Here is a 24,118-nt window from a genome sequence, read left to right on the forward strand (position 1 = left end):
TTCTTCCTGATCGTTTAGGCTTCGGCTTGTGTTCGCGTATTACTCTCTACTCTGTATCATCCCCGTGGGCACCACTGGGCTGGGTCTTGGAACGAATGGCGCTGGCAATCGCATGACCAGTCACACCGACTGCGACAGCCCCGACTGCGACGGCCCCAACCATATCAGCGGTTGCCTCGACCCCAAAGCCCTCTAGGTGTGGAATGCGCTCATAGAAGGGGGTGGTGTGATCCCAGAACTTGGGCGACATACAGCCAACACAGCCGTGTCCGGCACCAATTGGCCAATTGGTACCCTCGTTCCACTGGACTGCTGGGCAGTTGGAATAGGTCTGTGGGCCTTTGCAGCCCATCTTATACAGACAATAGCCGAGGCGATGGCCTTCATCGCCCCAATTCTCCACATAGCGTCCGGCGTCAAAATGGCCGCGCCGTTCACAGTTGTTGTGAATGAGTTGGCCATAGGCAAACAGCGGGCGGCCTAGCGGATCGGTGGCGGGGAGCGCCTTGAAGGTGAGGTAGTGGACGATCAGGGCGGTCAGATTGACCACATTCATGGGGCAGCCGGGCAGATTGATCAGATTCTTCAGCCCCGGTACAGCCTCGCCAATCCCCACCGCGCCGGTGGGGTTGGGGCCAGCCGCAGGGATACCACCGTCCCACGCGCAGGCTCCGGCTGCAATTGTGACCATGGCGTTACCACACACATTGCGTGCAATATCGAGTGCGGTATGCCCATTGATCACACAGTAGATCCCGTCATCCTTCATCGGGATGGAGCCTTCAACAATCGCAATATACTGGCCCTTATGCTTTGTAACGACCTCTTCGAGCGAGCGTTCGGCAGCCGCACCAGCCGGAGCCATAATCGTCTCGTGGTAATCGAGCGAGATCTGATCCAACACAATCTCAGCGGCAGTGGGGGCACTCGAACGGAGGAAGGATTCGGTGTTGCCGGCACAATCCTGAAACTCCAACCAGACCACCGGGATGCGGGCGGCGGTGTTCATGGCCTTAGCGATTTTGGGGGCGAAACTTGCTGGGAGCGCCAGTGTGGCTGCCATCATGCCACAAAATTTGAGAAATTCGCGCCGACTGATCCCATGATCGCGTAGGCGCACCTCAAGACTGGGCGTGCGGGAAGGCATTGGGTTTTCCTCCTAAACCTACCTTGGGCGAGGGTATAGTTGACCTGTGGGGTGGGGTTGTTTTTGAGTATAGCAAGAAGTTTTAGATCATAAGGTTAAGAAACCAATACTTGAAAATGCTTAAAACACAACCAAGGAGGTGTAACCAACCTACTGCAACCCTGTAATCAGGCCGGCATACTTATCAATCAGAATCCGCGCCTGTTCATCAGAGGTACCTTCAGCATAGAGGTGGAAGAAGGGGCCATCGGGGTCGGGAAGAATGAGTACCCACTCGTCACCCAAATCAATCTTGATCCCATCAACCTGATCGTTTTGGCGTTCCGCATACTGCTGATTAAGGATACGCATCACCTTACCCTTGCTCTCCCAGCGACAGGGAATTCGCGTCTGGGTGATGAAGTAGGGTGGCAGGTCGGCTAAGACACTACTAAGGCGAACTCCGGCTAGGGCGATCAACTCCATCAGTTTGGCGACGGCGAACATGCCATCGGCGATGGGGTAGAAGGTGGGGAAGATGTAGCTGCCGGTACCATCACCAAGTAGGAGCAGGTTGGGGTGTTGGGCGGCAATCTGCATGAGGGCACCGAAATTGGCTTTGGTGCGGATGATCTGGCCACCATAACGTTCGGCGATGGCTTCAAAGACACGTGGAGCAGTGACGGGGATGGCCACGGTGCCGCCATTGGCGGCGCGCATGGCCAGTGCGGTGATCGCGGCGAGGGAGCGCATAGGATTGAGGCGCAGCCCGGTATCATCCACAAGAAACATCTTCTCGCCGCCAGCATCAAGGCGCGCACCGAACTGGGCGCCCACGGCGGCACTGATCTTGGCCAGACGGTTCATGGCGGCATCGAACTGGGCGGCGGTCTGGAAGACCATGTTCTCGTCCAGATTGACATTCAACTCCACCGCATCCACGCGCAGGCGGCGCAGAATGTGGGAGAGCATGTCGCCGGTACTGGCATTGGCGTAGTCCACCACAATATTGAAGCCGCGCATACTATCCACACTCTCTGGGCGCAGAGCGCGGATGAAGGTGGCGGTGTAGATGTCCTCGATGGCGGTGCCGTAGGAGATCCGTCCGATCTCGTCCAGATAGGCGCGCCGGAAGTCCTCGCGGAAGTAGGTACCTTCGATCTTGCGCTCGACGGCTAGGGGCAGATTGAGGCCGTGATGATCAAAGAAGCGGATCTCGATCACCCGGCTATCGAGTGGTGAGAGGCGCACATGGATCCCGCCACTCGCCCCTATCGCGTGGGTATAGTAACGTGCGACCGGGATCGGCACACTCTGAAGGTCAACCACATTCACTCCGGCGGAGGGCAACCCGGCCACAATCGCCCGCTTGAGCATACGCGGCGTATAGTGGGCATCGCGGTTGATCGTCACCGAGGAGCCACGCGGCAGGGTGGCCCCGTAGGCTGCCCCGATCTTGGCGCACATCTCCGGGGTGATCTCGATATTCACCAGCCCGGAGATACCTTGACGCCCGAAGAGGACGCGCCGCCCCTGGCTGCCCCAGATGATACTGGAGTTGACCGTAGCGCCTTCATCTACCTCTTTCCCCGGCCAGATCTTCACGTTGGGCTGAATCACCGCCCCAGCCCCGATCTGGACCCCATCACCCACGACGGTGCCCTCGAAGAGTACCGCCCGCGAGCGGATGTTGGACTGGCGCAGCACAATCGTGCCGCGCAGTTCGGCCCGTTCACCGATATAGGAGTTGCGCCAGATGATCGAGCGATCAATACTTGCCCGCGAGTCGATGATCGTATAGTCGCGGATGACGGTCGGCCCATGTACGATCACGCCGCTCTTAATCTTCGCACCGTGGCCCAGGTAGATCGGGCCGTGCAGTTGGGCATCAGCGGCAATCTCGGCATCACCATCTACCCAGATCTCGCCGCCAATATTGTGGCCGATTCGGGGCAGATTCACCTTGCCGGTCAGATAGTCGGCACATGCGCGCATGTACTGCTCTATTGTGCCCACATCGGTCCAATAGCCACTGGCCACCACGCCCTGGAGCTTATCGCCCCGGTTGAGCATGCGTGGAAAGACATCCTTCGACCAGTCGGTGTTGCGCCCACGTTCAATGTAGGTCAGTACTTCCGGGTTGAGGACATAGATGCCGGTATTGACGGTATCGGAGAAGAGTTCACCCCAGCTCGGTTTCTCCAAGAACTGGGTGATATTGCCCTCTTCATCGGTAATCACCACGCCATAGTCGAGCGGACTCTCGACATGGGTCAGGGTAAGCGTGGCCATCGCCTGGGTCGCAACATGGCGCTCGATGATCTCAGTCAGATTAAAATCGGTCAGGGCATCACCGGAGATCACCAGAAACGGTTCCGTCAGTAGGTGTTCGGCATTCTTGACACTTCCCGCCGTCCCCATGGGGATCTCTTCGAGCGAGTAGGTGATATTGATCCCGTAGGCACTGCCATCGCCGTAGTAATCTTGGATGGCATTGGCCAAATACTGCACCGTAACGATGATCTCGGTGATCCCATGAATCTTGAGCAGTTCGATGATATGCTGCATCACGGGCCGGTCTACTAGTGAGACCATAGGTTTAGGGCGATTGATCGTGAGTGGCCTCAGGCGAGTGCCCTCACCACCGGCCATGACGACAGCTTTCATCGGGTACTCACTTCCTGGCACGGCTGACTAGAGCCGTACCTCCGGGCGATATTCACCCCACACCTGACGTAACACCCCACACACCTCACCAACGGTGGCGTAGTGGCGAAGCGCTTCGCGCATGAATGGTAGCAGATTCTCCGTGCCATTGGCGGCCTGACGCAGCTTCTCTAGCGCTGCATCCACCGCCGCCGAATCGCGCTCGGCGCGCAGTTTGGCCAAGCCCTCCGTCTGCTCGCGGGTTACGTTCTCATCGGGCTTGAAGATCGGGACGTTGCTCACTTCTTCATCGGTGAAACGGTTGACCCCGACCACGATGCGTTCACCCGTCTCGACATGCTTTTGATAGCTGTAGGCCGAGTCGGCGATCTGTTCCTGGATCCAGCCGCGCTCAACGGCATCCACCGCCCCGCCCATGGCATCAATCTGCTCCATCAGGGCGCGTGCTTGGCGCTCAAGCTCGTCGGTCAGTGCCTCGACCACATACGAACCGGCGAGCGGGTCGGGGGTGTCGGCGACGCCACTCTCAAAGCCGATGATCTGCTGGGTGCGCAGGGCGAGTGTAGCGGCCTGCTGGGTGGGCAAACTGAGCGCCTCATCAAAGCCGTTGGTGTGCAGGCTCTGGGTGCCGCCCAGCACTGCTGCCAGGGCTTCAATCGTGGTACGGATGACGTTATTGAGCGGCTGCTGCGCCGTCAGGCTGGCTCCAGAGGTCTGGGTATGGAAGCGCAACATCTGGCTCTGGGCCTTCTTAGCCCCAAAGCGATCCTTCATGATTGTCGCCCAAATGCGACGGGCAGCGCGGAACTTGGCCACTTCTTCAAGGAAGTTGGGGTTAGCCACGAAGAAGAAGGAGAGACGCGGCGCAAACTCATCCACGTCCAACCCGGCCTTGATCGCCGCGTCCACATAGGCCACGCCATCAGCGAGGGTGAAGGCGATCTCCTGGACGGCGGTGGCTCCCGCCTCACGGATGTGGTAGCCACTGATGCTGATCGTGTTCCAGCGCGGGATGTGCTGCTGGCAATAGGCGAAGGTGTCGGTGATCAGGCGCATGCTCTGGCGCGGTGGGAAGATATAGGTACCGCGTGCCGCATACTCCTTGAGGATGTCGTTCTGGATCGTACCGCCGATCTGATCGGAACTGACCCCTTGGCCCTCAGCGACCAACTCGTAGAGCAGCAGCAACACACTTGCTGGTGCGTTGATGGTCATCGAGGTAGTGACCTTATCCAGCGGAATGTCGGCGAAGAGAATCTGCATGTCACGCAGGCTATCAATCGCCACGCCCACCTTACCAACCTCACCCTCAGCACGGGGATCATCGCTATCCAACCCAAGCTGGGTGGGCAAGTCGAAGGCGACCGAGAGGCCGGTTTGGCCCTTCTCCAACAGATAGCGGTAGCGCTCGTTACTCTCGCGGGCACTCGCGAAGCCAGCATATTGCCGCATCGTCCAGAGTCGCCCGCGATACATGGTTGGGTAGACCCCGCGAGTAAAGGGGTACGTCCCTGGGTCGGGCTGGGCCTGCCCAGCATCCTCGGCGCGGTAAACCGGCTTAACGGCGATACCCGAGTCGGTGACGACGGGCCGGTCGCTCGTGGTGGCCATAGCACATACTCCTTTGTGCGACAGGGCTTGATCTTGCAATGGGGTTTATTATAGCGCGTCTAGGGCTGTGGTGGTGAAGGGGTGTTCAACCCACGAGCAGGATCTTCCCATTCCGTTCGCTCTGTTCGGCTGCGGCGACCGCCTGTTGCACTTCTTCGAGGTTGTACTCGGCGGCAATTGGCGCACGCAGCGTCCCGTCGGCCACGAGGGGTTGGAGGGTGGCCATGAGATCCGCGATGTGGGTCGGGCTGGCGGTCTGGAACCACTGCGCGAGCCACCAGCCATGTAGGCTGATGTTGCGGAAGATCAGGGCGCTGGGGTCAATGGTGAGCGGTTGCCGACTGATAGCCCCAAAGACAACCATCTGGCCTCCCGGCCTCAGCGTTTGCACGAGACGGGAGCCACTTGCACCCGCCACCGAGTCGAGTGCGTAGCCGACGCCGTGTGCGCCGACGGTGCGGGCGATCTGGTCGAGCAGATCGGGATCGTTTTCGTAGAGCACCACGTCGGCCCCTTCGGCCAGGAGTTCGTCGCGCAGGTTTGGGCGGCGGACGATATTGATCGTGTGGACACCACTGCGCCGGGCCAAGCGGATGATGAATCGGCCTACGGCTGAATTGGCGGCGTTCTGGATCAACCACGCGCCTGGCGCAACACGCAGCACTTCGTGGAGGAGCAGCCACGCGCTGGTTGGATTGACTACCAGCATCGCAGCATCGCGCTCACTCAAGCCTTCTGGCATCGGAATCAATGCGGAAGCGTTGGCGACCAGATACTCCTGCCATGTCCCGCCTACACCCAGTGGCACCACCAACTGCCCCACTGCAAACCCGCGCACCCCCGGCCCCAGCGACTCGATCCGCCCGGCTCCCTCCATCCCCGGTGTGGCGGGTAGGCGCGGTAACCGCCCATACTGCCCACGGATGGTGAAGAGATCCGAGGGGTTGATCGGGCGCACTAGCATCCGCAGCAATACCTGACCTGGCCCCGGCGCGGTGAGTGGGAGATCTTCGACCTGCAAGACCTTGGCTGGATCACCAAATGATGCGAAGCGTACAGCGCGCATAGGAATGCCTTTCTATTTCTCGTAACTGTTCACACTTCTCCTCGCATCCCGGTTTTGACGCAAAGGCGCCAAGACTTCAAGGATATGCCCCCATCAAAACCTTTGCGCCTACCAGAGGTTTCTTTTACCCCAAGTGTGAATAGTTACTATTTCTCTTCTACAACAGTATACCCCAAGCGCATATGCTATACTTCCCTGACGACCCGCGATTGTGAAGGTATCCTATGACCCCCTCCTCGGATGTGCCCATGGCCTATGATCTGACGCCCATCCGCCATCTCTATCCCTTCCACACTGCTCGCCTGGCTGTGCCGGGGGGCATGCTCAGCTACGTGGATGAGGGAAGCGGCCCGCCGATGGTGATGGTGCATGGCAATCCCACTTGGTCATTCTATTTCCGGCATCTGATCGCTGCTCTCTCGCCACACTATCGGGTGATTGTGCCCGATCATCTGGGTTGTGGTCTCTCGGACAAGCCCCAAGACTACCCGTACCGCTTGGCGAACCATGTTGAGAACCTGACCCACCTGCTGAAGCACCTGAACCTCGGCCCGGTGGATCTGATCGTGCATGATTGGGGCGGCGCGATTGGTATGGGTTGGGCCACGCAGCATCCCGATCTGGTGCGGCGGCTGGTGGTGTTGAATACGTCGGCTTTCCTCTCGCCGCGCTTGCCGTTGCGCATCGCAGTCTGCCGCACCCCGCTCTTTGGCGATCTGGCCCTGCGCGGCCTGAATGCCTTTGCCGGCATGGCGACGTTTATGGCGGTTGAACGCCCGATGGCGGCTGATGTGCGCCAGGGCTACCTGCTGCCCTACAACACCTGGCACAACCGCATTGCGCAACTGCGCTTTGTGCAGGACATCCCGATGCAGCCGAGCCACCCAACATGGGCCGTGGTGGACGGGATTGACCGTGAGTTGCGGCGCTTGCGGGGGAAGCCGATGCAGATCCTCTGGGGCGGTAAGGATTGGTGTTTTAGTGACTACTTCTTGGCCGGGTGGCTGGAGCGCTTCCCAGAGGCGCAGGCAACCCGTTTTGATCACGCGGGCCATTATGTGTTGGAGGACGCCCACGCGGAGATCGTGCCACGGGTGGTGCGCTTCTTGGGGGCAGCCGAATGAGTACCACGCAGGTTATCGAGAATGCCAATATCGCCCGTTACCTGCCGCGTATGGTTGCCGAGCGCCCCGACCAGGTGGCGGTGGTGGTGGGTGACGGGCGCGACCGGGCGGGCAAGGTGCGTTACCGCCACCTCAGTTTTGCCGAGTTGAACCAGACCAGCGACCGCTATGCCTGGGGTTTGGCCGGGGCCGGAATCGGGCGCGGCGTGCGCGTGCTGTTACTGGTTCCCGCCGGGTTGCCGCTAATCAGCCTCACCTTTGCGCTCTTCAAGGTTGGGGCGATCCCCATCCTGATCGATCCGGCGATGGGGCGGCGCAATCTGGCGCAGTGTATTGACGAGTGTGCCCCCGACGCCATGATCGGGGTGCCCGCCGCCCATCTGGCACGGCTGGCCTTCCGCCACGCCTTCCGCACCGTGCAGCGCAGCGTCCTGGTTGGCTCGCGCTTCCTGCCCCTGGGCGATGTCAATCTGGATGCGCTCAGCATCCCGCTTCAGACCCCCTTCCCCACCGAGGTGGTGGCGGCTACCGATACCGCAGCGATCCTCTTTACCACCGGTAGTACCGGGGTGCCCAAGGGTGTGCTCTACGAGTGTGGCATGTTCGAGGCCCAGATCCGGCTACTGGGCCAGATCTACCAGATCGAGCCGGGTGAGGTGGAGATGCCCGCCTTCCCGCTCTTCGCGCTCTTCAACGTTGCCCTGGGTGTCACCTCGGCCATCCCGCCGATTGATCCCACTCGCCCGGCGGCGTGTGATCCAGCGGCGGTGGTGGAGTTCATCCAGGATCAGCAGGTGACCTCGACCTTCGGTTCGCCCGCGATCTGGGAGAAGGTGACCGCCCACTGTGTTGCGCATGGGGTCAGGTTACCCAGCCTGCGCCGGGTGCTGATGGCGGGTGCCCCGGTGCCGCCCCACATTCACGAGCGGTTTCGTTCGATCCTCGCGCCTTCCGCCGACACCCACACCCCCTACGGGGCTACCGAGGCGCTGCCGATTGCCTCGGCGAGTGGTCGCGAGGTGCTGGCGGCACGTGGCGCACAGCCCGATCCGACTGCCGGAACCTGTATCGGTAGGCCGGTGCCGGAGGTGACGCTGCGCATTATTCGGATTAGTGACGAGCCCTTACCAACCTGGGATGAGGCGCTGGTATTGCCGCCGGGTGAAGTGGGTGAGATCTGCGTCAAGGGGCCATCGGTCACCAAAGCCTATGTGAACCGCCCGCACTCGACCGCCCAGGCCAAGATCCATGCGGGCGAGACGATCTGGCATCGCATGGGCGATCTGGGCTACCAGGATGCCGAGGGGCGCATCTGGTTCTACGGGCGCAAGTCGCAGCGCGTCGAGACGCGCAACGGCCCGCTCTATACCGAGCCAGTCGAGTTGATCTTTAACCAGCACCCTGCCGTCTTCCGCTCGGCGCTGGTGGGGGTAGCCAACGAGCCGGTGGTGGTGGTGGAGCTATGTCCGACTCAGACGCCCCCAGATCGGGAGCGTCTACTGGCCGAACTGCGCACCCTCGCCGCAGCCTACCCGATGACATCCGGCATTGCCCGTTTTATGATCCATCCCGCCTTCCCGGTGGATATTCGACATAATGCGAAGATCTTCCGTGAGAAACTTGCGGTGTGGGCGGCGCAGCGCGGGGGCTTCGACAAGCTCAACCACCGCTTGGCGTGAAAAACAGGGTGCTACATAACTGTTCACACTTGGGGTAAACAGAATTCTCTTCTTGACGCAAAGGCACAAAGACGCAAAGGTTTTGGTTGAATACTCATATTGAAATCTTTGCGCCTCTGCGTCTTTGCGTCAAATAGAATGCTCTTCTTAAGGCGAAGACGCAAAGGTTTTGGTTGAATACTCTATTGAGATCGTCGCGCCTTGGCGTCTTTGCGTCAAATAGAATTAGGCACGGAGGAGCCACATGATCGCATTGGTGACGGGTGGCAACGGCTTTGTGGGCCGCTATATTGTCGAGATGCTGCTGGCCCGTGGCGACCGCGTGCGGGTGGTGGGGCGTAAGCCCTACCCCGAACTTGAGGCGCTGGGCGCTCAGTGCATCCAGGTCGATCTGAGTAACCCCGATGCCGGGGTGGGCTTGGGGCGCGCCATGGCGGGGGTGGAGGTGGTCTTTCATGTGGCGGCCAAGGCGGATATTTGGGGCGCGTTTGATGACTTCTACCGCAATAATGTTACTGCAACCCAACGGGTAGTCCGGGCGGCGGTACGTGCCGGGGTACCCAAACTGGTCTACACCTCTTCACCCTCGGTGGCGATTGGGATGCAGGATTTGGAAGGGGCTGACGAGGCGACGCCCTACCCCGAACATTTCTTGGCCCACTACCCGCACACCAAGTCGCTGGCCGAGCGCTTCATTCTGGCCCGCAGCGACATTGCCACCACCGCCATCCGCCCGCACCTGATCTGGGGGCCGCGTGACCCGCACATCTTCCCGCGCCTGATTGCGCGGGCACGCAAGGGGCGGCTGGTACGGATTGGCGATGGCACCAATCGGGTAGACATTACCTATGTGGAAAATGTCGCCGAGGCGCATATTCGCGCCGCCGATGCCCTCGGCCAAACCTCGCCGCTACGCGGACGGGCCTACTTCATCGGTCAGGAGCAGCCGGTCAATCTGTGGGAGTTCATTGATCGTGTGATTACCAGTGCCGGATGTGCGCCGCTGCGGCGTCAGATTTCGGCGACAACCGCCATGCGTTTGGCAACTTTACTCGAACTTGCCTATACCCGGCTCGGCATCAACCGCGAGCCGCCGCTCACCCGGATGATGGTGCATCAGATGAGTTGTTCACACTGGTTCGACCATCGCGCCGCCCAGCGCGACTTTGGCTATGGGCCGCGTATCACGATTGAAGAGGGGTTGCGTAGGACGATAGGGTAGGTTGTGGTACAGTATCGAAAGCTCTCGTGTTTTTGTGTGAGAACTGGAGGTTGGTGTGCTGTTTAAGAATGTAGCCATCGAGTCACTTGGGTATGAACTGGCCCCGCATCGGGTGACTTCCGATTGGCTTGAGGATCAGATCGGTGAGACCCTGGAACGCCTGCGCATTCCACGCGGTCGTCTAGAGGCGCTCTCAGGTATTCGTGAGCGTCGCTTCTGGGATCACGGGACGCGCCCAAGTACGGTGGCTACCATGGCGGCGCAGAAGGCGATTGCGGCGGCGGGGATTGATCCTTCTGAGATCGGGTTGATTATCAATACCTCGGTCTCACAGGACTATCTCGAACCCTCGACGGCGGTCTATGTCCACGCCAACTTAGGGCTTTCGCAGCGTTGTATCAACTTCGATCTGCGCAATGCATGCCTCGGTTTCCTGAATGGCATGTATACGGCGGGGCTGATGATCGAGAACGGCGATATTAAGTACGCGCTGGTGGTGGATGGCGAAGGCTCCCAAGAGGCGGTCATGTCCACCGTGCGTCGGCTTCAGGATCCCGATGTGAGTATGGAGGCGTTCCGTGACAACTTCGCCACACTCACGCTAGGCTCCGGGGCCGCTGCTATGGTGTTGTCGCACACGAGTGTCTCGCGCACTAACCACCGCCTCAACGGGGTGGTGACGATGGCGGCCACCGAGCATAACGATCTGTGTGTCGGCCAGCCCGACTATATGAAGACCGATGCGGGTGCGCTGCTGATCGCCGGGGTACAGTTGGTGCGCCAGACCTGGGATCTTGCGGCGGGCATCCTGCCCAATTGGAGCGATGATCAGATCGCCTGCTATGCGCCCCACCAGGTTAGTGCGCGCCACACGGCGGCGGTGGTAGAGGCGCTCGGTGCTACTGCCGAGAAGATGCAACTCAACTTCCCGGTGCTGGGTAACATTGGCCCCGCAGCACTCCCGATTAGCCTCGCCCAAGCAGCGGAGACGCGGCTGAAGGACGGGGATCATGTGGCGTTGTTGGGAATCGGGTCGGGGCTGAATTGTTCGATGATGAGTGTGGATTGGTAATGTAGAGACGCACTATATGTCTCTTGGTACATCGTTACCGATCAAAATTGGTGTCATAGCCAACCATGTTGCATGGTTGGCTATGGTGGTTGTTATACCCGCTCGAAGATCCCCGCCGCGCCCATACCCCCGCCGATACACATCGTCACGAGACCGTAGCGCCCGCCCCGCTGCTCTAGTTCATCAAGGATCTGGACGGTTAGCTTGGCTCCCGTGCATCCCAACGGATGGCCCAGGGCAATTGCGCCTCCATGTACATTGACCTTCTCCTGATCAATTCCCAACTCGCGCATGACTGCGAGTGCCTGGGCGGCGAAGGCTTCGTTGAGTTCGATCAGGTCAATGTCGGCCAGGGTCAAACCGGCTTGCTTGAGCGCCTTGGGGATGGCGACAACCGGCCCGATGCCCATCACCTCCGGTTCTACCCCGCCCACCGCAAAGCTGATGAAGCGTGCGCGTGGCTTTAGCCCTAACGCCTCGGCCTTGCTGCGGCTCATCAGCACCAGGGCAGCGGCTCCGTCGCTGGTCTGCGAGCTGTTCCCGGCGGTGACGCTGCCGGTGGCGGAGAAGGCCGCTTTCAGTTTGCCCAACGCCTCCAGTGAGGTATCACCACGCGGCCCCTCGTCTTGGGTGAAACTCATGCTGCGCCGCACTAGGGTGCCGTCGCGGCCCAATTCCACCAACTCAACCTCAATCGGGACGATGCTGGACGCAAACTTGCCCTCCGCTTGTGCCGCCAATGCACGCTGATGCGAGCGCAGCGCAAAGGCATCCTGATCCTCGCGGCTGATGCCGTGGCGCTTGGCGACATTCTCGGCGGTCAGCCCCATCCCCAAATAGACTGCCGGGTCGTGCTGGGCCAAGTGTGGGTTGGGCGAGAACTTGTTGCCGGTCATCGGCACCATACTCATGCTCTCCGCGCCACCCGCCACCACCACCTCACTCTGCCCGGTCATGATCTGCTGCGCCGCCATCGCAATAGTCTGGAGGCCGGAGGAGCAGAAACGGTTGACTGTGACGCCACACACACTATCGGGCATCCCGGCGCGCTGCGCGGCGATGCGGGCCAGATTGAGACCCTGCTCGGCTTCCGGCATCGCGCAGCCCATGATCACATCCTCAACCTCACGTGGGTCAAGGCCGGGGGTACGTGCTACCACCTCACGTACCACGGTGGCAGCCAGTTCATCGGGGCGAACGGTGCGCAGACTGCCTTTGGGGGCTTTGCCCACGGCTGTGCGCACAGCGGAGACGATCACTGCTTCGTGCATTGTTCACTCCATTGTTATGATCTGTGGGGGGCGCATCGCGATGCGCCCCTACGGGGTTGATGTTCATGTTGGGGCTATGCCCCAAGCCGATGGTTTTGGTGATGCGGTTGGCCGCTTTGCGGCCAACCGCATCACCAAAACAAGATTTTTTCGTGGGGGCCGCAGGCCCCCACACCCCGGCTACGGGCTTGATTCTAATTCCGCAACGGCTTGCCGGTCTCCAGCATGTGCTTGCCGCGTGCCAGGGTGCGCGGGTCGCGGGCGAGTTGGAGGATCTGCTCGCGCTCCAGCGCCATGATGTACTCCTCGTCCACCCACTGCGGCGCACTCAGGTCGCCGCCGCACAGCACGTAGGCCAACTTGTCGGCGATCACCTGATCGTAGGGGCTGGCGTAGCCGGCTTCGGCGAGTTGGTAGAGGCCCACGCGCAGCATGGCTAGGCCATCCCGGCCCAGGGCGTAGCACTGCTTTTCGGCGGGTGGCGCTTCATACCCGGCGGCGATGAGGCGCAACACTTCGCGCTTGGCCTCACCGATCAGGTACTCCTGGTTGAAGACGATGCGATCCGTGGGGCGCAGGTAGCCCAGATCCTTGGCCTCGTGTCCGCTCGTAGCGACCTTGGCCAGCCCGATATTCTCGAAGGCGCGCTGGAGTGCCTTGGCGACATCGCCGCCATTGCGGGCGGCCTCGGCAATAAAGCGGCGGTTCAGTTCCTTACAGCCGCCCCATGCTGGGATGACGCCCACACCCACTTCAACCAAGCCCATGTAGGTCTCGGCAGAAGCGACCGAAGCGGCTCCGTGCATGCCCAGTTCGCAGCCCCCCCCCAGCGCATGCGCGAAGAGCGCCGTCACTACCGGCTTGGGGTTGCGGCGCAGACTGAGGAAGGCGTTCTGCACCAACTCCACCAACTCGCCGATGTCATCCCAAGCTTCGGCCATTACCGCGCCGCCAAAGTCGTTCAGATCCATCCCCGCCGAGAAGCGTGCGCCCTGGTTGCCAACCACCATACCAACCCAGCGCTCCTGCTTAAGTTCCTCGACGGCGGCTAGCAACATCTCGATCACCGGGCCACCCAGCGAATTGGCCTTGGAGTGGATCTCGAAGCAGAGCACCCCATCGCCCAAATCCACCAGACTTGCCGAGTCGTTGCCGTGGACACGCTGGCCCGCCGCCTTGAGCGCGGCCAAACTAATCGCCCGCTCATCACGTGCGCGAACCTCGTGGCAGCCCTTGGCCACATTAAAGGCGGCTCCCTCGCGGTAGAAACACGCATCCCCACTGGCAATCAGATCGGTGACCCAGGTGGGCAGCGCAATACCCTGGCTTTGCATCAGGTCGGCAGTTTCGGCCACCCCTAGCGCGTCCCACATCTGGAACGGCCCCAGTTCGTGGGCAAAGCCCCAGCGCATGGCGCTATCCACATCCTCGACGCTATCGGCAATTTCGGGCAGGCGGCGGGCGGCGTAGGCCATGGTGGGCAGCAGCGTCTGCACGATCAGCGCAGCGGCGCGGTCATCAGGCTGCTCGACACTACGCTTGATCATCCAGCGCAGTCGTTCGGGCAGGCTTTTGATCTGTTTGGCCTCTTTAATGAAGCCATCCACGCTCGCGCTGCCCTGGAGCGGTACATAGTCGAGGGTGGTCAGATCGAGCGGGCGGAACTCACGCTTCTTGCCCTCTCGAAACTCCTTATAGAAACCGCCGCCCGACTTGCGCCCCAACTTACCCGCCGCCACCATCCGGTCGAGCAGATCGGTACTGCGCAACGTCTCGCGGCTCTCATCATCGGGCACGGCTGGGTAGAGGTTATTGGCCACGTGGGCCATAATGTCGGTACCGACCACATCGAGCAGGCGGAAGGTGGCCGTATTGGGCCGCCCCACGACCGGGCCAGTCAGTGCATCTACCTCTTCAATCGTATAGCCATGCTGAAGAATGAACCCCAGATCGCTCATCGCAGCAAAAGCGATGATCCGGTTGCCAATAAAGTTGGGACGATCCTTACACACCACCACCCCCTTACCGAGATGATCCTCGGCAAAGGCGCGGAATTCGGCAAAGACCGCCGGATCAACATCGTTACCGGGGATAAGTTCGAGCAACTTGAGGTAACGCGGCGGGTTAAAGAAGTGGGTACCGAAGAAGTGGGCCTTAAACTCGGCGCTACGGCCCTCGGCGATCTGCGCGATGGGGATACCCGACGTATTCGTGGTGACAATCGCATCGGGCTTGCGTACCGCCTCCAGCCGCTCCATCAGCGCCTGTTTGGGGCCAAGCTGCTCAATGATCACCTCGACAATCCAGTCACATTCGGCCAGCTTGGCGAAATCATCTTCGGTATTGCCAAGTGTAATCAGGCTCGCACTGCGCTCGTTGTAGAGATTGGCCGGACGCGCCTTGCGCATACGGTCAAATCCACCCTGAACAAACCGATTGCGCACACTCGGATGGCTCAGGCTCAAGCCCTTGGACTCCTCTTCGGGGGTGAGTTTGCTTGGTGGAACATCCAGCAACAACACCGGCAGGCCAGTTCCAGCAACCAGCGCCGCGATGGACGCGCCCATCGTACCAGCGCCAATTACCGCCACCCGCTTGATCTGATAGGGCATCGGGTCCTCCTTGACCATTATCAGGATTCAGTTTAGATGCGATGCGTCATAGGTATGGGTATCATACCATAAGGGTTGCAACTTTGCATAGCAAGGTCCACGTCCCACAGCCTGCTCGCTTGGATCATCCATCCAGGTAGAAGACTATCAAGCCTGTAGAAAACAGCCAATTGAGTTTCTATACATTGTTTCTATACTTAAACCATACCAAATCCTCAATGCTTGGGCTATCTAATCAAGTCCACGATGATTGTTTCCTCAGATGCACGGTAATGGCGCCGTGTCTATCTGTAGTTTGAGGATGGTTCACAATCTATTCTGGCGATGAAGCCCTGGCGGTATGTACATATCGTCAGGGGTTTTTTGCTGCCTTGGAGCGTTCTGAATTGAAGGAGATGGGTCTTGGACGCAATTAATGGCGCGGATACCGCATGGGTTCTCTTGTCGAGCGCGTTGGTCATGTTGATGACACCTGCATTGGGCTTTTTCTACGGTGGGTTGGTACGCCAAAAGAATGCCCTCTCGACGATTATGCACAGTTTTTTCATGCTCGGTTTTGTGAGTGTGATCTGGGCATTGTTCGGTTATAGCCTCGCCTTTAGCCCCACCATCGGCGGCTTCATTGGTGGCTTGAGCTGGGTTGGTCTGAATGGTGTGGGGGTTGAACCCAATGCTGACTACGCAGCTACCATTCCACACCTCGCCTTTATGGTCTTCCAGATGATGTTTGCCGTGATCACTCCTGCACTCATCTCCGGTGCCTTTGCCGAGCGCAAGCGCTTCAAGGCGTTCGTCATCTTCTCGTTCTTCTGGCTGTTGCTGGTCTATGTGCCGGTCGCACACTGGGTCTGGGGCGTGGGCGGCTGGATCCGCAATATGGGTGCGCTCGACTTTGCTGGTGGCACGGTCGTCCACATCACCTCAGGTGTTTCGGCACTGGTCTGTGCGCTAGTACTGGGCAAGCGTACCGGGTATGGTAGCGAGCCAATGGAACCCCATAATGCGACGTTGAGCATTCTGGGGACGGGGATGCTCTGGTTTGGTTGGTTCGGCTTTAATGCGGGCAGCACCCTGGGTAGTGGTTCACTCGCCGCTTCGGCCTTCGTCAACACCCACCTGGGTGCCTCGATGGGTGCGATTACCTGGATGACTGCGAGCTGGATTCGCCACCGCCGCCCCAGCGTTCTGGGTGCCTCGGCTGGTGCGGTTGCTGGTCTGGTTGGTATTACCCCAGCGGCGGGCTTCGTTACCCCATTGGCGGCGATTATCATCGGGTTCCTCGCCGGGATTGGTTGTTTTGTGGCGGTGGATGTGCTGGTGCGTGGCCGGGTTGATGACTCGCTCGATGTCTTCGGTGTCCACGGGGTTGGCGGTATCATCGGCGCGATTGCTACCGGCATCTTCGCCACCAAGTCAATCAATGAGTTCGGTAATAATGGCCTGCTCTACGGTAACCCCGGCCAATTGGTTACCCAGATCATCGCGGTGGTGGTGGTGGCAGCCTATGCCGCACTGATCACCTGGGTTCTTCTGACCATCATCAATGCTACAGTCGGTATTCGCGTCACGGCTGAGGAAGAGGCGCGTGGCCTGGACGCTTCGCAGCACGGTGAGTCTGCGTACCAGATTTAATATCGAAGGAGCCTTACAATGGAACTGATCATCGCATCGCTCATGTTCACCGCACTGGTGGTTTGTTGGGTGGTTCTTCCCGGCGATTCCAATTAGAAGTCGGAACATAGAGGCAGGCGGCAAAATTGCCGCCTGCCTCTTTTGTATGGGAACCATTTTTACCCCGCTCACGTCCTAAGGGCATAATGCAAATGCCTCGCGGGTTCCCAACCCGCACCAGTTAGGAAAGTGAGTTCTCTCATGGAAAAGCGTAGCCCAAGCCTCAACGTCGCCGTCATAGCTGCTCTCCTCCTCGCCGTCTTTGCCCTCGGAGCCGCTGGAGTCGCGCTGCTCATGCGCCCCTCAACCGCTCAGGCCCAATCGGGTGTCACCGGCATGCGCCAGATTACCGTCATCGGTACCGGTGACGTGCGTATCACCCCCGACACCGCCACTGTCCAGATCGGGGTGGAGACCAATGCCGCTACTACCCAGGAGGCACTGGCCCAGAATACCGCTCAGGCCAACGCGATCATTGAGCAAATCAAGGCGCTGGGAGTGGCCGAGAAGGACATTCAGACCAGTGGTTTCAATATCTACCCGACCTATAACAATGATGGGCGCCAAGTGACCGGCTACACCGTCAGCAATCAGGTCAGCGTGGTCATCCGCAACCTCGCCGATGCCGGCAGCCTGCTCGACAAGGTGGTGCAGGCGGGGGCCAACCGCATCTATGGCATTAGCTTCAGTGTCGCCGAGACCAACACGGTTCTTGCCCAGGCTCGTGACAATGCCATCGTGGATGCCAAGGCGCGTGCCGAGCAGATGGCCATCCAAGCGGGAGCCTCGATTGGCCAGGTGCTCGTGATTACCGAGATCATCGGTGCCAGCCCGGTGGTTCCCATGCCGATGATGGATCGTGTCGTTGGAGCCGGTAATGCGGTGCCGGTGCAGGCGGGGGAGCAGAGCTACACCGCCCAGGTGCAGGTCACGTATGAATTGCGCTAGATAATACGTGTTGGTAGTATGCCCCAGAGACGGCCCGTTGGGCCGTCTCTGGGGCATGTACAAAGTCACCTCCGGTGGAGGTTCGGGGGCGGCTTCGCCGCCCCCGAAGAACATTTTTGTGGTGTTTTGGCGGCGTAGCCGCCAAAACACCACAAAAATTAGGGTTTGGGGCTGCGCCCCAAGGACTTTGCACATGCCCTGGGGCCGTCTCTTCTTGTGTTGACTCTTCCTTACCACGCTTGTACAATGCCCCAAGGAATGGAGATGTGCTGAGATTTCGTTCGTGCTCGGCTGGCCTGAAAGGATCGTAATGCTACAGTTGACCGGCCTGTGGATGGCCGTCGCGACCTTCCTGGGGATCTGGTGGGGCCATGTGGGGGTACGTTGGCTCGAAGCCCACAGCCCGAATATTCGTCCACCTGCCCTCATCCTGATCGTCATCGGCATTGCGCTACAAATCGTGAGTCTTTTTACTCCCAACCTCACTCTCGCTGGGGTGGCGAGTATTGTTGGCATTACGTTCCTCTGGGATGCCTTTGAACTCTACCGCCAACAGAAGCGCGTGATCCAAGGCCATGCACCGGCCAACCCAGCCAATCCGCGCCATGCGGCTTATCTGGCGACCCCCAATAGTCAGGCGATTACCGACGATCTACTTGAACGGGAACCCTCTGATCCGACGGTGCAGACAGCGAGTTGGCAGGTTGCACGTATCAAGAATCAGAAATCAAGAGCCAGAAAAATATAATATTTGAGGAAGGAGGCAACGGTGAATGTGATCGGCTTGGGTCTTGGCCTCTTTAGTTTCTTTATGATTGGTTTCGGCTTTGTCTGGGTTATTCGGGGCGAGTACTACCTCGGTTATCTCTGGTGGCCCTACCCCTTGTTGTTCGGTATCATCCTGATTATTGTCTCGCTCTTCATGAGTCCGATCTGGTCGGCACTGCTCGGTATCACCGGAGCCTCGTCTATTTGGGGGGCTACCGAGATGAAGGAGCAGGCAGTACGGGCCGATCTGGGCTGGTTCCGCCGCAATCCACGCCCCAAACCCGCGCCACCCTTGGTCGAGGTAATCAAGAAGATCCCCGCCCCTCATCTGTGATCACTATGAATATTCTTGCACAAAAACGCTACCTGCGCCGTGAGTTGTTAGATCGGCGTGCCCAGATTGTGGATCGCGAGTTGCGTAGCGCCCAGATTGTTGGTCATGTCTTGGCATTGCCCGCCTTTCTCCATGCCCATGCGATTCATTGCTACTTAGCGATTGGGAGTGAGGTTGCGACCTACCACCTGATCGCCGCAGCCCTCACGCAGGGTAAGGCGGTGGTGGTACCGGTGGTCACGGATGATGGGCGGCTCGGTCACTCCTGGATTCGCGATATTGATATGGCCGACTTTACCACCGGCAGCCACGGTACCTTGATCCCCCGTCGAATCATCCCCGCCCTGCCCGGTGATTGGGATCTGACCTTTGTGCCGCTGCTCGGTTTTGATCCCCAAGGCTACCGCATCGGCTATGGCAAGGGCTACTACGACCAGTTGCTCACGGCGACTCCCGCCTACGCGGTTGGGTTGGCCTTCCAGGATCAAGCCTGCCCGCACATCCCCCACGAGCCACATGATCGCCGTCTCAATCTCGTGGTGACGGAGTCTGGGGCGCGAGAGTTTGCGCCTGCGCAAGTGGTGAGTATCTGGTAGATTATTCCGGCGTCACCCGCTCCAACCAGATGATCGCCGCGACTCCCGCCGCCACCAACCCGCCCGCCACGCCATACGCCTCGTGCAGGTGCGCTTGGGTCAGGTAGATGCCCACGACCCCACATGCGCCCGCGATTAGGTAGCAGGTGAGCACCGCCTCGCGCTTGCTCATGCCGAGCGCCACGAACCGATGCGAGAGGTGATCTTTGCCGGGGGTAGTGAAGGGGTTGCGTCTACGCCGTAGCCGTGAGACAAAGACGAGGCTGGTGTCGAGGATGGGTAGTGCGAGTACCGTCAGCGGCACCATCCACGTGACCACCGGCGTATTGCCTAAAAAGCGCAGCTTAATGCCCAGCGCGGCCAGAATGAAGCCGATAAAGAGACTCCCGGTGTCGCCCATGAAGATGGTGGCCGGGTTGAGGTTGTAGCGCAAAAAGCCGATACAGCCGCCCATCAGCGCGGCGGCCATCGCGCCCACTAGCACCTGGCGTGGCTCGTTCATCGCGGCGAGGAGCAGAAAGAAGGCCGCCGCGACCGTGGCTACCCCGCCCGATAGGCCATCCATATTGTCGAGTAGGTTGAGCGCGTTGGTGATCCCGACCACCCAGAAGAGCGTGATCGCCCAGTTGAGCCAGGCGTGCTCGAAGAGGAAGACCTGGGTGCCGCCAATGATCAGGATCACCCCGGCCAGTAGTTGGCCGAGGAGTTTGATCGAGGCGCGCAGCCCCCAGCGGTCATCCACGAGGCCAAAGAGCGAGATCAGAGTTGCCCCGATCAGGATCGCCACCACCTCGCGGATGTGGCGTTGATCGCCGAAGAGTAACAGCGCCACCACAAACCCGCCATAAATGGCGGTGCCCCCCAGCAATGGCACCGGGGCTAAGTGCAGATCGCGCACGCGTGGAATCGCGACCACCCCGGTGCGTAGGGCTGTTTTGCGGGCAAGTGGCGTCGCAACCACCGAGAAGGTCAGGGCCACCAGCAGGATGAGCGCAATTTGGAGCATGTAGTTAGGATAAACCGAAGCCTCGTGTTGACGCTAAGGCGCAAAGACGCTAAGGTTTTGATGCGATTCTCTATTGAGAGCTTTGCGCCTTGGCGTCTTTGCGTCAAACCATGACCACCCCAAGTGATACTAGCCCCGAATAATCGCCAACACCTCGTCGCGCTTCTGCTCCATATCCTCGCGGGAGAGAATCGATTCGAGGTTGAGACGCATCAGCGGTTCGGTGTTGGAGGTGCGCACATTGAAGTGCCAGATATCGTAGCTGATCGAGATGCCATCAATGCGCTCGATCTTGGCATCGGCGTAGTGCTCGGCGAGGGCGGCGATGCGGCCCTGCGGGTCGGCCACCTTAGAGTTGATCTCGCCAGAGATGAAGTACTTGGACTCCAACTCATCGAGTAACTGCGACATCTTGATGCCGCGCTTGGCCAGCAGTTCCATAATGTAGAGCGAAGGGATCAGGCCCGAGTCGGCATAGTTGAATGCCTTGAAGTAGTAGTGGCCCGACACCTCACCGGCGAAGATCGCGCCCTCATCGGCCATGCGCCGCTTGATGAAGGCGTGGCCGACGCGCTCGATCAGGGGGGTACCGCCATCTTCCTTGATCCCATCGGGCACCGCCCAGGAGGCGCGTACATCGTAGAGGATCTTCGAGTTTGGCTCCTTCTCCAACAAGTAGCGCCCCATAATCGCGGTCAAGAAGTCGCCGGAGATAAATTCACCGCGATCATCAATCGCAAAGAAGCGGTCGCCGTCGCCATCGAAGGCAAAGCCAATATCGGCCCCTTCGTCCTTGACGCGCTGCTGCAACTCGGCGCGGTTTTCGGGCTGGAGCGGATCGAGTCCGTGGTTGGGCAAGGTGCCATCGGGGTCGAGGTAGAGCCCGATCAGGTCAACCGGCAGGTGCTCGTAGACCGTCTTGAGGATCGGGCCGACCATCCCATTGCCGGTATCGGCTACGACCTTGAGCCGCCGCCCTTTGAGCGACTCGATATCAATCAGCGAGAGTACCTTTTCGACAAACAGATCCTGGAAGTCGAAGGGATTGACGCTGCCGTGGCGGTGTGGGATCGGGAACGCCTCGCTCTCGACCAAGTGGCGCAGATCCTGAATGCCCTCATCGCCACTGAGCAGGTAGGGCATCTGGCGTACCATCTTGAAGCCGTTGTACTCCTTGGGGTTGTGCGAGGCTGTGACCATCATGCCTGGCCAGCCGAGTTGGGTACAGGCAAAGTAGTACTGATCGGTACTCACCATGCCAATATCGGCCACATCGGCACCCTGATCGGTAATTCCGCGCACCACCGCCTCGAAGATACCCGGCCCCGATGTGCGCATATCGCGTCCGACAACGACATGTTGAGCACTCAGAAAGGTGACGAAGGCGCGTCCGATCAGGTAAGCAATCTCCTCGTTCAGATCGGTCGGATAGATACCCCGGATGTCATACGCCTTGAAGATGCTCGGATTGACCTGCATAGAGAGAACTCCTTATATACTGCGACGTGAAAAGGGCGAAGCATCGCCCTCCAACCTAGTGCGTATTCTTCTTCCACATTGAGGGCGATGCTTCGCCTCTACTCATCACCATCACCCTCGGCATACGAATATTGCGCGAGGGCACCGCCATGTTCTGCTACTATCCGTGGGTAGGTACCGGGTGGAGCCTTAGGATTAATCTTCTTCACCTGGATATCGAAGAGGTGGTTGTCACCAAAATCGAAGAGGTAGAGAAACTTCTTATTGGTGCGTAGATTGAGATCACCAAGCGTGACTTGATCGGCTTCCTGATCACAATCACTCATGGGTGCGCCAATTTCGGTTCTCGAATCGTAGGGACGTTTGCCCATATAGAAGGCATAGAGGTGATCATTATCCCAATCAAAGGCGCGTTGGATGGCCAGATGGAGATCATGGAATGACTGGTCATCGGCAATCTCGATCTCACGCCAATATTCAGAGTCATAGCGGTAGGTTACCCGCAACACAAGGGTGCGGCTAGGGGTTGTGCGCTCCGCTGGGGCACTGATCACCATCGGTGGGGCGGCGAACAGTTCTTCAACGATAGCCGTGTATGCCGTATCGAGATTCACCATCCCCAGTTCGGCCCCGTGTTCGATCCAATCAAGAATCTCGTCACTATCCCCAAAGATGCGTACCAATTCGCTCGCTTGATAGGGCTGTCCGGTTGGTGAGGGGAGGGCCAGGGCGGCAAAGATCTGCATGATAGCGGGGAGAAACGGATCATCATCTGGGATGGGGAATTCGGTATTCTCCAGAAAGGCATTGATCCGTGCCTGGAGTTGTGTAACATCAACCCCCAGATCACCCTGGTAGGTACCATACTCACCGACGCTAATGATCGGCCCTTCACCAGCGACAACCGAGTTCGTATCAACTTCTTGATCATAGGTCTCGCCAGTGATCATCTGATTGATCAGCGCCTCGCCTAAGGGATCATAGCCACCTAAGTTATAGGGCGAGACATCATAGTGCTCAATGATCGGCCCCCACACCTCTGGCGTCCAGAGTTGCTCAAAGGGTGGCGGAGCGGGGATTTGGTGGAAGATGCCACTCGCGTTGAGGTAACTGGCCATTTCGGGAATAATGGTCTGGCCTTGGCGCACATGCACAAACTTGAGCGCAGCATTGAGCAATTGGACACCGCGTTCAGCGACGGCTTGGGTGTCGCATGTGGCCAGTGGTTCGTAGCTGAAGCGATAGCGCCGCGCATCGGCGTCAATCACACTGAGGAGTAGGCTATCGCCCGGTTGGGCACCTTGGGCTTCGAGCCATACCCAGAAATCATCGGGGAGGCTCAGAATATCATCTTCGAAGGCGCGTGGGATCGACCCCACTTCGATGCTTGGCCCATCCGCAAGTTCGATTTTGGGTAAGCCCTGCACGCCATACTTATAGTGGCCGGGGCCGTTTGGTTGGAAAAGATCGCGCTGAAAGTCATCAATCAGGAGTTCACGCTCAGCCAGATCGACCTCATCGAGCACGATGCGTTGCACCGCCCCATTGATCAAGTGGCTCTTCCAGCCATAGCCACGCTCGGCGATGAAGATAATGGCGGTACTATCCTTGATCGCATTACGTACTGTCTGTTTGAGATTCTTTGATGTTGCGCCTGCGCCTTCGGCGAGGATTCGTACCCCCTCCACAATGGCATCAAGGCTGATCAGGCCAACAGCCTCGCGGACGACCTGATGGGTAAGTTCAGTGAAACTGGTTTTTGGTTTGGCCATACGGATTCCTCCCGCTTCACAGGCGTGTTGCGTGAACTATACCACAAAGCGTACAATACCTTCATGCTCCACACACATCTTCTTACCAAACCAG

At 59.3% G+C, this 24,118-nt stretch carries 18 protein-coding genes; 9 read left to right on the plus strand and 9 right to left on the minus strand.

The genetic code is table 11. The annotated features are described in order from the left end of the window. Positions 1-46 precede the first annotated feature (46 nt). The 4 genes from EKD03_RS08305 to EKD03_RS08320 form a co-directional block, all read right to left on the minus strand. The gene (locus tag EKD03_RS08305) at positions 47-1,147 is read right to left on the minus strand and encodes a hydrogenase small subunit (protein ID WP_129629488.1); all 1,101 of its coding nucleotides are present in this window, start codon (positions 1,145-1,147) and stop codon (positions 47-49) included. Between the two features lie 150 nt (positions 1,148-1,297). Next, on the minus strand, positions 1,298-3,793 hold the full coding sequence (locus EKD03_RS08310; protein ID WP_129629490.1) for a mannose-1-phosphate guanyltransferase: 2,496 nt from the start codon (positions 3,791-3,793) through the stop codon (positions 1,298-1,300). A 27-nt stretch (positions 3,794-3,820) separates the two neighbouring features. Continuing rightward, the gene (locus EKD03_RS08315) at positions 3,821-5,404 is read right to left on the minus strand and encodes an acyl-CoA mutase large subunit family protein (protein ID WP_129629492.1); all 1,584 of its coding nucleotides are present in this window, start codon (positions 5,402-5,404) and stop codon (positions 3,821-3,823) included. A gap of 85 nt (positions 5,405-5,489) precedes the next feature. Then, positions 5,490-6,470, minus strand: coding sequence for a zinc-dependent alcohol dehydrogenase family protein (locus EKD03_RS08320; RefSeq protein ID WP_129629494.1), 981 nt, complete (start codon positions 6,468-6,470; stop codon positions 5,490-5,492). A gap of 224 nt (positions 6,471-6,694) precedes the next feature. Here EKD03_RS08320 and EKD03_RS08325 point away from each other — a divergent pair, with 224 nt between their 5' ends. The 4 genes from EKD03_RS08325 to EKD03_RS08340 all read left to right on the plus strand — a co-directional run bounded on the left by EKD03_RS08325 (position 6,695) and on the right by EKD03_RS08340 (position 11,567). Further along, positions 6,695-7,594 (plus strand): alpha/beta fold hydrolase, encoded by a 900-nt coding sequence (locus EKD03_RS08325; protein WP_238613444.1) that lies wholly within the window; start codon positions 6,695-6,697, stop codon positions 7,592-7,594. Next, a complete protein-coding gene (locus EKD03_RS08330; RefSeq protein WP_129629496.1) occupies positions 7,591-9,273 on the plus strand; it encodes a fatty acid CoA ligase family protein in 1,683 nt (560 codons plus the stop codon). Before EKD03_RS08325 ends, EKD03_RS08330 begins: the two co-directional genes overlap by 4 nt. Positions 9,274-9,517: 244 nt before the next feature. Next, positions 9,518-10,495 carry an NAD-dependent epimerase/dehydratase family protein gene (locus EKD03_RS08335; RefSeq protein ID WP_129629498.1) on the plus strand — a complete coding sequence of 326 codons (978 nt, stop codon included), beginning with the start codon at positions 9,518-9,520 and terminating at the stop codon, positions 10,493-10,495. A gap of 55 nt (positions 10,496-10,550) precedes the next feature. Then, a complete protein-coding gene (locus tag EKD03_RS08340; RefSeq protein WP_129629500.1) occupies positions 10,551-11,567 on the plus strand; it encodes a 3-oxoacyl-ACP synthase III in 1,017 nt (338 codons plus the stop codon). A 92-nt stretch (positions 11,568-11,659) separates the two neighbouring features. Here EKD03_RS08340 and EKD03_RS08345 read toward each other — a convergent pair whose 3' ends face one another. After that, positions 11,660-12,838, minus strand: a complete 1,179-nt coding sequence (locus EKD03_RS08345) for a thiolase family protein (RefSeq protein ID WP_129629502.1) — start codon at positions 12,836-12,838, stop codon at positions 11,660-11,662. A 194-nt stretch (positions 12,839-13,032) separates the two neighbouring features. Further along, entirely contained in the window at positions 13,033-15,450 is a 2,418-nt protein-coding gene (locus tag EKD03_RS08350; protein WP_129629504.1) for a 3-hydroxyacyl-CoA dehydrogenase/enoyl-CoA hydratase family protein, read from the minus strand. Between the two features lie 402 nt (positions 15,451-15,852). Between EKD03_RS08350 and EKD03_RS08355 the strand changes: the two genes are divergently transcribed. From EKD03_RS08355 to EKD03_RS08375, 5 genes are all read left to right on the plus strand, one after another. After that, positions 15,853-17,082: an ammonium transporter gene (locus EKD03_RS08355; RefSeq protein WP_129629506.1), complete on the plus strand. Its 1,230-nt coding sequence runs from the start codon at positions 15,853-15,855 to the stop codon at positions 17,080-17,082. Positions 17,083-17,322: 240 nt separating this feature from the next. After that, positions 17,323-18,069 (plus strand): SIMPL domain-containing protein, encoded by a 747-nt coding sequence (locus tag EKD03_RS08360; protein ID WP_129629508.1) that lies wholly within the window; start codon positions 17,323-17,325, stop codon positions 18,067-18,069. A 310-nt stretch (positions 18,070-18,379) separates the two neighbouring features. After that, on the plus strand, positions 18,380-18,817 hold the full coding sequence (locus EKD03_RS08365) for a DUF4491 family protein (RefSeq protein ID WP_129629510.1): 438 nt from the start codon (positions 18,380-18,382) through the stop codon (positions 18,815-18,817). Between the two features lie 21 nt (positions 18,818-18,838). Next, entirely contained in the window at positions 18,839-19,171 is a 333-nt protein-coding gene (locus EKD03_RS08370; protein ID WP_129629512.1) for a DUF4491 family protein, read from the plus strand. 5 nt (positions 19,172-19,176) lie between these two features. Continuing rightward, positions 19,177-19,767, plus strand: coding sequence for a 5-formyltetrahydrofolate cyclo-ligase (locus EKD03_RS08375; RefSeq protein WP_129629514.1), 591 nt, complete (start codon positions 19,177-19,179; stop codon positions 19,765-19,767). Between the two features lies 1 nt (position 19,768). On the opposite strand, the gene EKD03_RS08380 is transcribed toward EKD03_RS08375, so the two are convergent. The 3 genes from EKD03_RS08380 to EKD03_RS08390 all read right to left on the minus strand — a co-directional run bounded on the left by EKD03_RS08380 (position 19,769) and on the right by EKD03_RS08390 (position 24,024). Next, positions 19,769-20,773 (minus strand): MraY family glycosyltransferase, encoded by a 1,005-nt coding sequence (locus EKD03_RS08380; RefSeq protein ID WP_129629516.1) that lies wholly within the window; start codon positions 20,771-20,773, stop codon positions 19,769-19,771. Between the two features lie 129 nt (positions 20,774-20,902). Beyond that, on the minus strand, positions 20,903-22,252 hold the full coding sequence (locus tag EKD03_RS08385) for a phosphomannomutase/phosphoglucomutase (RefSeq protein ID WP_129629518.1): 1,350 nt from the start codon (positions 22,250-22,252) through the stop codon (positions 20,903-20,905). 98 nt (positions 22,253-22,350) lie between these two features. After that, positions 22,351-24,024 (minus strand): plasmid pRiA4b ORF-3 family protein, encoded by a 1,674-nt coding sequence (locus EKD03_RS08390; RefSeq protein WP_129629520.1) that lies wholly within the window; start codon positions 24,022-24,024, stop codon positions 22,351-22,353. Positions 24,025-24,118 lie beyond the last annotated feature (94 nt).

Source organism: Candidatus Oscillochloris fontis, from assembly GCF_004138135.1.
In the GTDB taxonomy this organism is placed as follows: Bacteria; Chloroflexota; Chloroflexia; order Chloroflexales; family Chloroflexaceae; genus Oscillochloris; species Oscillochloris fontis.